The 12,550-nt window shown below is 69.3% G+C and carries 8 protein-coding genes; 3 read left to right on the top strand and 5 right to left on the bottom strand.

Features of this window, described 5'->3' with window-relative positions; translation table 11 throughout:
* The first annotated feature begins 1 nt into the window (after position 1).
* Positions 2-1,174, top strand: a complete 1,173-nt coding sequence (locus ACGHX3_RS15065) for an MFS transporter (RefSeq protein WP_394695475.1) — start codon at positions 2-4, stop codon at positions 1,172-1,174.
* Between the two features lie 5 nt (positions 1,175-1,179).
* Here the strand turns inward: ACGHX3_RS15065 and ACGHX3_RS15060 are convergent, their stop codons facing one another.
* The 3 genes from ACGHX3_RS15060 to ACGHX3_RS15050 form a co-directional block, all read right to left on the bottom strand.
* On the bottom strand, positions 1,180-1,638 hold the full coding sequence (locus ACGHX3_RS15060) for a hypothetical protein (RefSeq protein WP_394695474.1): 459 nt from the start codon (positions 1,636-1,638) through the stop codon (positions 1,180-1,182).
* Positions 1,639-1,741: 103 nt separating this feature from the next.
* A complete protein-coding gene (recQ, locus tag ACGHX3_RS15055) occupies positions 1,742-3,535 on the bottom strand; it encodes a DNA helicase RecQ (protein WP_394695473.1) in 1,794 nt (597 codons plus the stop codon).
* Between the two features lie 934 nt (positions 3,536-4,469).
* On the bottom strand, positions 4,470-5,024 hold the full coding sequence (locus tag ACGHX3_RS15050; RefSeq protein WP_162337773.1) for a Dps family protein: 555 nt from the start codon (positions 5,022-5,024) through the stop codon (positions 4,470-4,472).
* 88 nt (positions 5,025-5,112) lie between these two features.
* Here ACGHX3_RS15050 and hrpA point away from each other — a divergent pair, with 88 nt between their 5' ends.
* A complete protein-coding gene (gene hrpA / locus ACGHX3_RS15045; RefSeq protein ID WP_394695472.1) occupies positions 5,113-9,234 on the top strand; it encodes an ATP-dependent RNA helicase HrpA in 4,122 nt (1,373 codons plus the stop codon).
* Positions 9,235-9,249: 15 nt separating this feature from the next.
* Here the strand turns inward: hrpA and ACGHX3_RS15040 are convergent, their stop codons facing one another.
* Both ACGHX3_RS15040 and ACGHX3_RS15035 read right to left on the bottom strand, forming a co-directional pair.
* Positions 9,250-9,741: a hypothetical protein gene (locus ACGHX3_RS15040; protein ID WP_313928071.1), complete on the bottom strand. Its 492-nt coding sequence runs from the start codon at positions 9,739-9,741 to the stop codon at positions 9,250-9,252.
* A gap of 20 nt (positions 9,742-9,761) precedes the next feature.
* Complete coding sequence (locus ACGHX3_RS15035; protein ID WP_394695471.1) at positions 9,762-10,268, bottom strand: hypothetical protein; 507 nt, start codon at positions 10,266-10,268, stop codon at positions 9,762-9,764.
* Between the two features lie 71 nt (positions 10,269-10,339).
* Between ACGHX3_RS15035 and ACGHX3_RS15030 the strand changes: the two genes are divergently transcribed.
* The gene (locus tag ACGHX3_RS15030; protein WP_394695470.1) at positions 10,340-12,499 is read left to right on the top strand and encodes a RelA/SpoT family protein; all 2,160 of its coding nucleotides are present in this window, start codon (positions 10,340-10,342) and stop codon (positions 12,497-12,499) included.
* Positions 12,500-12,550 lie beyond the last annotated feature (51 nt).

Raw genomic sequence — 12,550 nt, 5'->3', positions numbered from 1 at the left:
GATGTCGGCGCATGACGACACCGCACCGTCCGTCGGTGCCGTGAACGATGTCCCCGGTGCGCGCGAACGCATCGCCACCCGCATCGCGTTCTTCATCGGCGGCTTCGCCATCTCGGCGTGGGCGCCGCTGATCCCGTTCGCCAAGCACAAGCTGGCGCTGGACGACGGTCAGCTCGGCCTGATGCTGCTGTGCCTGGGCGTGGGCTCGGTATTGATGATGCCGCTCGCCGGCGGGTTGGCCGCGCGCTTCGGCTGCCGCCGCGCGATCCTCGCCGCAGGCGCGGTGATCTGCCTGTGCATGCCGGCGCTGATGCTGGCGCCCAGCATTCCCGTGCTCGCGCTGGTGCTGGCCGTGTTCGGCGCCAGCATGGGCGTGCTCGACGTGGTGATGAACGTGCAGGCGGTGATTGTCGAACGCGCCAGCGGGCGCGCGATGATGTCCGGCTTCCACGGCATGTACAGCGTCGGTGGCATCGCCGGCGCGGGTGGTGTGGCCGGTGCGCTGGCACTGGGCGCGTCGCCGCTGCTGGCGATCGGCGGCATGGCGGTGATCGCCGCGGTGTTGCTGGCCAGCGCACGGCGTGGCCTGCTCGGCGACGGGGGCGACGGCGATCATCCTGCCTTCGTGCTGCCGCGCGGGCGCGTGCTGCTGGTCGGCGCGGTGTGCTTCGCGATGTTCCTGTCCGAAGGCGCGGTGCTGGACTGGAGCGCGGTCTTCCTCACGTCGGTACGCAACGCCGATCCGGCCACCGCCGGGTTCGGCTATGTGGCGTTCGCGGTGACGATGACAGTCGGACGGCTGACTGGCGACCGCATCGTGCAGGCGCTGGGTGCGTTCCGTGTCGTGCTGTGCGGTGCGTTGATCGCGGCGGCGGGCTTCCTGCTGGCGATCCTGGTGCCGTCTCCGCTGGCGGGGCTGGCGGGTTTCGCGCTGGTCGGTGCCGGCGCGGCCAACGTGGTGCCGGTGATGTTCTCCGCCGCCGGACGCCAGCGCAGCATGCCCACGCACCTGGCGGTCGCCGCGGTCACCACGATGGGGTACGCGGGCGTGCTGCTGGGGCCGGCGGCGCTGGGTTTCATCGCCAAGCTCACCTCGCTGGCGGCGGCGCTGGGCCTGCTGGTCGTGCTGCTGGTGGCGGTGGCGTCGGTCGCGCGCGTCGCCACGCGCGACTGAGCGGTTTACGGGCGCGGCGCGCCGCGCATCATCGGACCGCCGGGGTAGCCGCCATACGGGCCGCCGTAATAGCCGCCGGGGCCGTCGTAGCGGTCCACGTTGATGTTGAGGTTGAACGTACGCGGCTTGCCTTCGTCGTCGTACGTGGTCTTGCAGAGGTTGAGGTTGGCCGCGTTGTAGGTGCTGCGGCCATGGCCCTTGCTGTAGCCGATGCCGGTGGTGACGCTGCCCGACACGCCATCGCCGTCGTCGTCGCCGTAGTAGACGCAGGGATCGACCGGGACCGCGGGCGCGCTGCTCTTCTTCGGGCGCGCCGGCTGCGTGTCGCCGTACCAGGTGCCGGGCGGGTCCTTGGCGTAGGTCGCCTCCCGGGGCACGCTCAGGTCGAGTGCTTCCGCCGTCGGCTGCGCGAGCGCAGGCCCGGTGGTCAGCAAGGCCAGCAATGCGATGGGCAAGGTCTTCATGGGACATCCCGGCAGGAAGGCGCGCCGGCTGGCGGACCTGAAAGGCAACCTAACAGCCGGGAATTGAACGTCGGCTGAGATCGACGTCCGGATGCCGGGAACTTCATCCCGCCGCGCCCAGCACGTCGAGCACCCGCTGGCCGTAGCGCTCCAGCTTGGCGCCGCCGATGCCGCCGACCCGCGCCAGGTCGGCCAGCGTGGCGGGCTGTTGCTCGGCGATGTTGCGCAGCGTGCTGTCGTGGAAGATGACGTAGGCGGGGACGTTCTGTTCGCGCGCCAGCTGTGCGCGCAGGTCGCGCAGCACCTGGAAGCGCGGCAGGTCGGCCGCCTGCACCGGCACCCCGCTGCGCGCGCCGCGGTCGCGCTCACGCTTCTCGCGCTGTTCCTTGCGCAGCTGCAGGCGGCGCTCGCCGCGCAGCACTGCGCGGCTGCCCTCGGTCAGGCGCAGGCTGCCGAACTCGGCCTCCACTTCCAGCAAACCACACGACACCAACTGGCGGAACACGCTGCGCCACGCGGTGGCATCCAGGTCCTTGCCGATGCCGTACGTGGTCAGGTGGTCGTGGCCGCACTGGCGGACGCGCTCGCTCTCGCTGCCACGCAGCACATCGATCACATGGTTCACGCCGAAGCGCTGGCCGCTGCGGTACACGCAACTCAAGGCCTTCTGCGCGGCTTCCGTCGCATCCCAGGTCTCGGCCGGACTCAGGCAGTTGTCGCAGTTGCCGCACTCGTGCGGGTAGGTCTCGCCGAAGCCGGCCAGCAGCACCTGCCGGCGGCACTGGGTGGACTCGCAGTAGCCCAGCAGCTGGTCCAGCTTGCGCCGTTCGAGGCGCTTGCGCTCTTCGCCGGCCTCGCCCTGTTCGATCATCTGCTTCAGCAGCACCACGTCGCCCAGGCCGTAGCACAGCCACGCTTCGGCGGCTTCGCCGTCGCGGCCGGCGCGGCCGGTCTCCTGGTAATAGCCTTCCATCGACTTGGGCAGGTCCACGTGCGCCACGAAGCGCACATCGGGCTTGTCGATGCCCATGCCGAACGCGATGGTCGCGACCATGACGATGCCGTCCTCGCGCAGGAAGCGGCGCTGGTTGTGCGCGCGCACGCTGGCATCGAGACCGGCGTGGTAGGGCAGGGCGTTGAAGCCCTGCTCGGCCAGGTAGTCGGCGAACTGCTCCACCCGCTTGCGCGACAGGCAGTAGACGATGCCGGCCTCACCCTGGTGCTTGCGCAGCATGTCGCGCAGCTGGTGGCGCGCGTTGTCCTTCTGCACCACGGTGTAGCGGATGTTGGGGCGGTCGAACGAGCTGACGAACTTCTCGGCCTCGACCAGGTTCAGCCGCTCGGCGATCTCGCGCTGGGTCGGCGGGTCTGCGGTGGCGGTCAGCGCGATGCGCGGCACGTCGGGCCAGCGCTCGTGCAGCAGGGTCAGCTCCAGGTATTCGCGGCGGAAGTCGTGGCCCCAGGCCGAGACGCAGTGCGCTTCGTCGATGGCGAACAGCGCGATGCGGCTGCGGTCCAGCAGCGACAGGAAGCGCCCGGTCAGCAGCCGCTCCGGTGCGACGTACAGCAGGTCCAGTTCGCCGCGCAGCAGGGCCTGTTCGACCTGCTGGGCTTCGTCCGCGGCCAGCGAGGAATTCAGGAAGGCGGCGCGCACGCCGAGCTGGCGCAGGGCATCCACCTGGTCCTGCATCAGCGCGATCAGCGGCGAGACGACGATGCCGGTGCCGTCGCGCAGCAGGGCGGGCACCTGGTAGCAGAGGGACTTGCCGGCGCCGGTTGGCATGAGGACCAGGGCATCGTGGCCGGCGGCGAGGTGTTCGACGATGGCCTGCTGGTGGCCACGGAAGGCGCTGTAACCGAAGACGCGTTGGAGGGTTTCGAGTGCGGGGGACGACATGGGTGCAAGGATAACGCGATGACGGGTGTCGGCCTGGTCCGTGGGCGCCGGGGGCTATCGGACATCCCTCTGGCTAGAGGTAGGAATTCATCCTGGTGCGAGCGTAGCGGCTGAAGCCCCTCTCCCAGCGGGAGAGGGGTTGGGGTGAGGGGCAACGGAGTCCGTTGATTTCTGTCTCCCTATGCAATGTCCGCGCCCGCGATGGGCTCTTGGTTCTACGGCCTGGCGGGGCGAATCTTCTTTTGGTTCCGGCGAGGCGCCGCTCGCCGCGGGGGCCTTCTTTCTTTGCTTGTGCAAAGAAAGAAGCAAAGAAACACACCCCAGGCGGCACGCCCTGCGTTGCGCGCAGGGTCCGCGAGCGGGCCGGGAATTTTCGTAAGGCACATCCATGTGCCATACGAAAACGCCGTCATCCATGACGGCGCCCTACGGGTTTTGCCCGGCCCGCTCGCCGTGCCTCATGGGGACCCGGAAAGCGTGAGCAACGGCAAAAGCGGCTCTTGGGCCCCCTGAGGTCCGGCAGTCACGGCGGGTAAAACCCGCAGGGCGGCGCACAGGACGTGCGCCGTTTTCGTACGGGGCAGAGCCTGCCCCGTACTCGATACGGGGATGCCCCGCACGAAAATTCCTGCCGGGACTGCGAACCCGCCGCGTGCGGCGGGCGGACCGCCGGGGTGTGCTTTCTTTGCCTACTTTCTTTGCACAAGCAAAGAAAGTAGGGCCCCCGCGGCCAGCGGCACCATGCCTCATGCAGGCGATCCATCCGCACGTCCACAAACAAAAAGCGCCCGCTTTCCTTTCACAAGCAAAGAAGCGCTCATCAACAGCCGAATGGCTGGTCAAGCAAGGCCCCGCGGCGAGATCCATCCGCACGTCCAGAAATGAAAACGCCCGGACCAGGCCGGGCGTTTCGAGGGGACCGCAATCGCCGCGATTACTGCAACAGCGAGCGCAGCATCCACGCGTACTTCTCGTGGGTCTGCAGACGCTGCGTCAGCAGGTCCTCCGTCGGCGCATCGTCCGCATCATCCGCGATGTCCAGCACCTTGCGGGCCGTCCGGCAGACCGCCTCGTTGCCGATCACCAGCTGGCGCACCATTTCCCGCCAGTCGGCGCTGTCGGTCAGGCCCGGCTCCTCGGGAATGGAGGTCAGGCTGACGAACTCGCGGTACGAGCCGGGTGCATTGAAGCCCAGCGCGCGGATGCGCTCGGCGATCTCGTCCAGCGCCGTCCACTGCTCCGTGTACTGCGTCTCGAACATCGTATGCAGCGAGTTGAACATCGCGCCGGTGATGTTCCAGTGGAAGTTGTGGGTCTTCAGGTAGAGCGTGTAGCTGTCGGCCAGGAAGCGCGACAGGCCGTCGGCGATCTTCTTGCGTTCGCCGCTGCTGATCCCGATATCGATGTTGGGTGCCGACGGGGCGGCCGCGAGCGGCGCGGCCACGGAGGCGGGCTTGGTCTTGGCGGGCTTGGTCTTCGGCTTGGCCATGCAGATGCTCCTGTAGGTGGGTTGAGACGGCACAATGGACACACTAGAACATGTGGCGTGAGCAAAAAGTTTCAAGCGCGTGCTGAAGATGAGTACTCCCCGTAACCCTTCCCCCCGTCCCGACCGCGCCGCCCTCGACCAGGGCCGGCAGTCGCTCGACCGCGCGCTGAGCCGCGACCGCGGCCGGCTGCACGGGCTGTGGTCGCGCTGGCAGGGCAAGCCGGCCGATGCCGGCGCGCGCCAGGCCTTCGAACAGGCATTGATCGCCTCTATCGCCACCCGCGAACGGCGTCTGGCGACCGTGCCCGCGGTGACGCTGGACGAGGCGCTGCCGATCGCCCGGGAGGGCGAGCGCATTGTCGAGCTGATCCGGAACCACCAGGTCGTCGTGATCGCCGGCGAGACCGGCTCCGGCAAGACCACCCAGCTGCCCAAGCTGTGCCTGGCCGCCGGTCGCGGCGTGGCCGGCATGATCGGCTGCACGCAGCCACGCCGCATCGCCGCGCGCGCGGTCGCACGCCGCGTGGCCGAGGAGCTGAAGACCGAACTCGGCCGCGGCGTCGGCTTCCAGGTGCGCTTCAACGACCAGGTCGGCGAAGACACCCACATCAAGTTCATGACCGACGGCATCCTGCTGGCGGAAATCGCCAGCGACCGCTGGCTGTCGGCCTACGACACGATCATCGTCGACGAGGCGCACGAACGCAGCCTCAACATCGACTTCCTGCTCGGCTACCTGAAGCAGCTGCTGCGCAAGCGCCGCGACCTGAAGGTCATCGTCACCTCGGCCACCATCGACACCGCGCGTTTCGCCAGGCACTTCGACGACGCGCCGGTGATCAGCGTGGAAGGCCGCACCTACCCGGTCGAGGTGCGCTACCGCGCGCCCGAAAGCGAGAGAGACGGCGAGGGCGAGCAGGAAGGCGACCGCACCGTCAACGACGCCATCGTGGCGGCGGTGGACGAGATCACCCGGCTGGACGCGCGCGGCGACGTGCTGATCTTCCTGCCCGGCGAGCGCGAGATCCGCGACGCGCACCAGTCGCTGGAGCGCCGCAAGTACCGCAACACCGAGGTGCTGCCGCTGTATGCGCGGCTGTCCAATCAGGACCAGGACCGGGTGTTCAACCCCGGCCCGAACCGGCGCATCGTGCTGGCCACCAACGTCGCCGAGACCTCGCTGACGGTGCCGCGCATCCGCTACGTGGTCGATCCCGGGTTCGCGCGCGTCAAGCGCTACAGCCCGCGCAGCAAGCTCGACCGCCTGCACATCGAACCGGTGTCGCAGGCCAGCGCCAACCAGCGCAAGGGTCGCTGCGGACGCATCGCCGAAGGCATCTGCTACCGGCTGTACTCGGAAGCGGATTTCCAGGCACGCGCGGAATTCACCGATCCCGAGATCCGTCGTTCCAGCCTGGCCGGCGTGATCCTGCGCATGCTGCAACTGGGCCTGGGCCGGATCGAAGACTTCCCGTTTTTGGAAGCGCCGGACGAGCGCGCCGTCGCCGACGGCTGGCAGCAGTTGACCGAACTCGGCGCCATCGACGGCGAGCGCCGCATGACCGCGATTGGCCGGCAGATGGCGCGCCTGCCGGTGGACGTGAAGCTGGCGCGGATGCTGGTGGCCGCGCAGGCGGCGGGCTGCCTGCGGCCGATGCTGGTGATCGCCTCGTTCCTCGGCATCCAGGATCCGCGCGAACGCCCGGCCGACGCGCGCGGCGCGGCCGACACCGCACATGCGCAGTTCGCCGACGGCCGCTCCGAGTTCGTCGGCGTGCTGCGGCTGTGGGATGCCTACCGCCAGGCGCACGAGGACCTGACCCAGTCGAAGCTGCGCGACTGGTGCGGCCGCCATTTCCTCGGCTTCCTGCGCATGCGCGAATGGCGCGAGCTGCATCGCCAACTGCGCCTGCTGTGCGAGGAACTGGGCTGGAAGGAAGAAGCCAGCGAAGCGTCGCTGGCGCCGCTGCTCGCCGGCAGCAGCGCACCGCCGGCCGCGCGCGAGGACAGCGCCGCGGCGGTGAAGGCCACGCGTGGCCAGCTGCATCGCGCCGCACGCCTGGCGCGCGAAGGCAAGGCCGAGCCCGCGCCGGCACCGGTGGCGGTACGCGCGCAGCAGGACCAGGCGCCGGCCGGCGGTGGCTTCAGTGAGCGCGTACGCGCCAGCGCCTACCAGACGCTGCACCGCGCGCTGGTGGCCGGGCTGCCCACGCAGATCGGCCATCGCACCGACAAGGGCGACTACCAGGCGCCGCGCCAGCGCCGCTTCCTGCCGTTCCCGGGCTCTCCGCTGTCCAAGCGCCCGCCGCCATGGCTGCTGGCGGCGAACCTGCTGGACACGCAGAAAGTGTGGGGCATGACCCTGGCATCGATCGAACCCGACTGGGTGATCGCCGAACTGCCGCACCTGCTGCTGCGCAAGCATTTCGATCCGCACTGGTCGCGCGCGCAGGGCCAGGTGCTGGCGTCGGAGCAGATCAGCCTGTTCGGTCTGGTGCTGGCGCCGAAGAAACCGGTGCACTACGGCCGCATCGCCCCGGCGGAAGCGCACGACCTGTTCGTGCGCCAGGGCCTGGTGACCGGCGAGATCACCACGCGTGCGTCCTTCGTCGCCGACAACCTGAAGACGCTGGAGCAGGCGCGCGAAGAAGAAGCCAAGCTGCGCCGCGCCGGCCTGGTCGCCGACGAGGACTGGCAGGCACGCTGGTACCTGGACCGCATCCCGTCCGGGATCCATTCCGCCGCCGGACTGGATGCGTGGTGGAAGGCGCTTCCGCCGGACAAGCGTCGTGCGCTGCACTGGTCGCTGGCCGACCTGTTGCCGGGCGAAGGCAGCGAGGAAGACCGCTATCCGAAGTACTTCGCGCTGGGCGATGCCCGACTGCCGCTGCACTACCGGTTCGAACCTGGCGCGGTTGACGATGGCGTGACGCTGGAGGTGCCGCTGCACCTGCTCAACGCACTGGATCCCGCACGCCTGTCGTGGTTGGCGCCGGGGTTCGTCGCCGACAAGGCGGCCGGGCTGATCCGCAGCCTGCCCAAGGCGATGCGGCGCAACTATGTGCCGGCCCCGGACTTCGCCCGCGCGTTCTTCGAAGCGTTTGCCAAGCCTACCGCCGACGATATCCGCGGCGAACTGGCGCGGTTCCTGTCGCGTGCGACCGGCGTGGCGGTCAGCGCGCTCGACTTCGACGACGCGGCGCTGGAGCCGCACCTGCGCATGAACCTGCGGCTGCGCGAGGATCCGCGCGGTGGCGGCGAAGGAAAAGTGCTGGCCGAGTCACGCGATCTCGATGCACTGCGTGCGCGCTTCGGTGCGAAGGCGGGACAGGCGTTCGCGGCGCGTGCCGGTCGCGAGATGGCGGCGACGGGATTGCGCGAGTTCCCCGCGCAGCCGATCCCGCGCGAGGTGCCCGGCGAGGCCGGCGTGCCGGCCTATCCGGCCCTGCGCGACGAGGGCGAGACGGTGGCACTGCAGGTGTTCGCCGACCGCGCCGAAGCCGATGCCGCGCACCCGCGCGGCGTGCGTCGCCTGCTGGAGATCGCGCTGGCCGACAAGGTGAAGCAGGCGCGCAAGCAATTGCCGGTGTCGCCGAAGACCGGGCTGCTGTACGCGGCGATCGAATCGCAGGAGCGCCTGCGCGGCGACATCGTCGATGCGGCGATGAATGCCGTGCTGGCGGGTGGGCTCGATGCGATCCGCGACCGCGCCGCATTCGAGCACCGGCGCGACGACGCCGGCAAGCGCCTGTTCGGCGAAGCGATGGAACGGCTGAAACTCGCCGAGGCGATCCTGTCCGCGGTGGCTGAGCTGAAGCCGCAACTCGACGCACCGCTGATGGGCTGGGCGCGCGGCAACCTCGACGACCTTCGCGCGCAACTGGCGGCGCTGGTGCATCCCGGCTTCCTGCGCGACACGCCCGCCGACGCGCTGGCGCAGTTGCCGCGCTACCTGAAGGCGATGAAGCTGCGTGCCGAGCGCGCCAAGCGCGATCCGGCGAAGGACCAGGCGCGCATGCTGGAACTCAAGCCGTTCGCCGATGCGCTGGCGCAGGCGAACGAGGACGGCATCGCGCAGGCGGCGGACTGGCAGGCGCTGCGCTGGGACCTGGAGGAACTGCGGGTATCGGTGTTCGCGCAGGAACTGGGCGCGAAGAGCGGCGTGTCGCCGAAGAAGCTCGCGCAGCGCCTGCAGGCGCTGCGCGGGTGAGGCCTCGCGCGCGCGTCAGTCGGCGCGCTGCACCTTCGGTCGCGGATTATGGCCTTCCACCTGCAGGTACCAGCCACTGATCTTGCCGGGCGAGACCGTGACCTTGGCGTTGCCGAGTGGCTTGCCCGCGTAGTACTCACCGTCGATCACCCGCCAGCGCTGGCCGTTCTCCAGGGTGAACACGGTGCCGCGCGACCAGCCCTTGAGGCTGTTGCCCGCCAGCGTACTGGCGACGGGTTGCAGTCCATCGCTGCCGAACAGGGTGCCGGTCACGCGCGGGCCATCGTCCCTGCGCTCCTTGCGGACTTCTTCCACGACTGCTTTCCTGTCCTCGTCGAGCAGGCTGTTGAGCAACGTCAGCTGCTGGCTGCTCAGCTGGTCCAGGCCCGTCGCCTTCATCTGCTCGGGGGTGAGTCGCTTCTGGATGTCGACATACTCGCGCGCGTGCAGGGGCAGCGCGGCGGCGGCGCAGAGCAGGGCGAGCGGCAGGAGGCGGTACAGGCGCATGGTGATCCTCGGGGATGGCATTACTTGATACGGCGGACGGGCGCGGCGGTGTTGTAACCGTCGATCTTCATGAACCAGGTGTTGCCGAAGCGGGACGGCGTGATTTTTACCACCGGATCCGTGCGACGCACGCCGGCGAGCGAGGCGGGCTCCACCTGTTCCCACACCTGGCCGTTGGCCAGCGTGTACTGGCGTCCCTTCGCGAAGCCGTTGAATGCGCCGACGATCGTGCTCTGTATGGGCTCGGTCGTGCCGAAATCGAAGAACCCTCGGGTCTCCTGCTCGACCTCCTTGCGGCCCTCCTGCTTGGCCTGCGCGACTGCCTGAGCGGTCTTCTGGCCGATGCGCTGTTGCAGCCACGCATCCAGCGCGGCGAGTTCACCCGCGCTCAGCTTATCCAGGCCGGCGGCCTTGAATTCACTGTCGCTCATCGCGTCGCGCAGCGGCTCGAGGGGATTCTGCTGCGCGACGGCGCACGTGGAGGCGACCAGCAGCGCGATGGATAGAAACAAGCGGCTCATCTTCATGGTTGTTCCGGCGGTCGACTGGCCGGTAGTGTAGTCATTCCGGCGGCGCTTGGCCGCCCATCTCCGTGCCCATGGCTTCCCCTGTCCACGACATCGCCACACTGCTGCAACGACCTGCGGTCCAGGGGTTGCCGGCGCCGGTGCGCCGCGCGCTCGCCGAGGCGGCGACGGAGGCCGGCGCGCAGGACGGCATGCCCGATGCGGCCGAGGTGCTGGCCGATACGCTGGACACGCTGGTGACGCTGGGTGCGGACGCCGACGTCATCCTGGCCGCCCTCCTGCATGGGCTGCCGGCGCTTCAACCCGCCCTGGGACGCATCATGGCAGGCAAGCAGGTGCCCGGACTGGCGGATCTGCTGGAGGGCCAGGTCGCGGCCGCGCAGGTCTGGGCGCTGCACGCGGAGCAGGCGCGCACCGGCAACACGGAAGGCCTGCGCCGGCTGCTGCTGGCGATCGTGCGCGACCTGCGCGTGGTCACCATCCTGCTGGCCCGACAGCTCGCGCGCATGCGCGCCGCGGGCGCCTTGCCTGAATCGGAGCGCCAGGCGTTGGCGCGCCTCACCCGCGACATCCATGCGCCGCTGGCCAACCGGCTGGGCATCTGGCAGCTGAAGTGGGAGCTGGAAGACCTGGCGTTCCGCTACCTGCAGCCGCAGGTGTACAAGCAGATCGCCACGCAACTCGATGAAAAGCGCCTCGGTCGCGAGCGCTACATCGGCGAGGTCATCGACGCGCTGCGGGCGGCACTGGCCGAGCACGGGATCCACGCGGACGTCAGTGGCCGGCCGAAGCACATCTACAGCATCTGGCGGAAGATGCAGCGCAAGCAGGTCGGCTTCGACGAGCTGTACGACCTGCGTGCGGTGCGTATCGCGGTGGACGACGTCGCCGCGTGCTATTCAGCGCTGGGCATCGTGCATGCGCTGTGGGTGCCGATCCCCAGCGAGTTCGACGACTACATCGCGCGCCCGAAGGCCAACGACTACCGCTCGCTGCATACGGCCGTGGTCGGCCCGGAAGGTCGCACGGTGGAGGTGCAGATCCGCACGCACGAGATGCACGCGCAGGCCGAACTGGGCGTGGCGGCGCACTGGAAATACAAGGAAGGCAAGGGTGGCGGCGATGCCTTCGACCGCAAGATCGCGTGGATGCGCCGGCTGCTGGATGGCGCGGGCGACGGCTCCGTGGGCGAAGGCAGCCTGGCGGGTGAACTCGATGCGGAACTGGTCGAGGATCGCATCTATGCGCTGACGCCGAAGGGCGAGGTGGTCGACCTGCCGCGCGGCGGCACCGTGCTCGACTTCGCGTACCACGTGCACACGATGGTCGGGCACCGCACGCGCGGCGCCAAGGTCAACGGCCGCATCGTGCCGCTCAACCACGTGCTGCGCAGCGGCGACCGCGTCGAGATCATGACGTCGAAAGAGCCGGAGCCGCGTCGCGACTGGTTGCTGCAGGCCAACGGCTTTCTCGCCAGCGGGCGCTCGCGCGACAAGGTGCGGGCGTGGTTCCACAAGCTCGACCGCGCGCGCAACCTGCAGGCCGGGCGCGAGCTGCTGGAAAAGGAACTGAAGCGGCTCGGGCTGCACCACGCCGACCTGACGGGCGCGGCGAAGAAGTTCCATGCCGACAGCGTCGAGGAGCTCTACATCCAGGTCGCGCTGGGCGACGTTGGTCCGCACCAGGTCGGGCGTGCGCTGCACGAAGAGCAACGCGCGGCAGCCGAGCCGGATGCGGTGTCGCTGCCGGTGCTGCGGCCTCCGCGCAGGGTCGCCAAGCCGGGCAAGTCGAAGTTCACCGTGCAGGGCGTGGGCAACCTGCTGGTGCAGCTGGCCAAGTGCTGCCAGCCGGTGCCCGGCGAACCCATCGCCGGTTACCTGACGCGGGTGCGCGGCGTGACCGTGCATCGCGCGGACTGCGTGGCGTTCGCGCGTCTGGCGGCCACCAGCCCGCAACGCGTGCTGCCGGTGGAATGGGGGCAGGCCGGCGGCGGCTATGAAGTCGACGTGCAGGTCACCGCGCTCGACCGCAAATGGCTGCTCAAGGACATCACCACGCTGATCGCGCAGGAAGAAGCCAACGTGCTGGACATCAACAGCCAGAGCAACCGCACCAGCGGCCGCGTGCACCTGCGCCTGCGGCTGAAGGTGGCCGACTTCGGCCAGCTCTCCACGCTACTGGGCAAGCTCGATGCATTGCCCGGGGTCGAGGACGCGCGACGTTCAGGCTGAGTGGGTATGCTGCGGGCGTGACCCGCGAAGACCACCACGGCGCCGGACGGG

It is taken from the genome of Pseudoxanthomonas japonensis, assembly GCF_043632995.1.
GTDB classification, from domain to species: domain Bacteria; phylum Pseudomonadota; class Gammaproteobacteria; order Xanthomonadales; family Xanthomonadaceae; genus Pseudoxanthomonas_A; species Pseudoxanthomonas_A japonensis.
Note: the sequence above shows the minus strand (reverse complement) of the source record. Positions and strands in the feature narration are given on the sequence as shown.

Coding starts and splice junctions, on each gene's coding strand:
- ACGHX3_RS15065 (WP_394695475.1), top strand. CDS start 2: ATGTCGGCGCATGACGACACCGCACCGTCCGTCGGTGCCGTGAACGAT.
- ACGHX3_RS15060 (WP_394695474.1), bottom strand. CDS start 1,638: ATGAAGACCTTGCCCATCGCATTGCTGGCCTTGCTGACCACCGGGCCT.
- recQ (WP_394695473.1), bottom strand. CDS start 3,535: ATGTCGTCCCCCGCACTCGAAACCCTCCAACGCGTCTTCGGTTACAGC.
- ACGHX3_RS15050 (WP_162337773.1), bottom strand. CDS start 5,024: ATGGCCAAGCCGAAGACCAAGCCCGCCAAGACCAAGCCCGCCTCCGTG.
- hrpA (WP_394695472.1), top strand. CDS start 5,113: ATGAGTACTCCCCGTAACCCTTCCCCCCGTCCCGACCGCGCCGCCCTC.
- ACGHX3_RS15040 (WP_313928071.1), bottom strand. CDS start 9,741: ATGCGCCTGTACCGCCTCCTGCCGCTCGCCCTGCTCTGCGCCGCCGCC.
- ACGHX3_RS15035 (WP_394695471.1), bottom strand. CDS start 10,268: ATGAAGATGAGCCGCTTGTTTCTATCCATCGCGCTGCTGGTCGCCTCC.
- ACGHX3_RS15030 (WP_394695470.1), top strand. CDS start 10,340: ATGGCTTCCCCTGTCCACGACATCGCCACACTGCTGCAACGACCTGCG.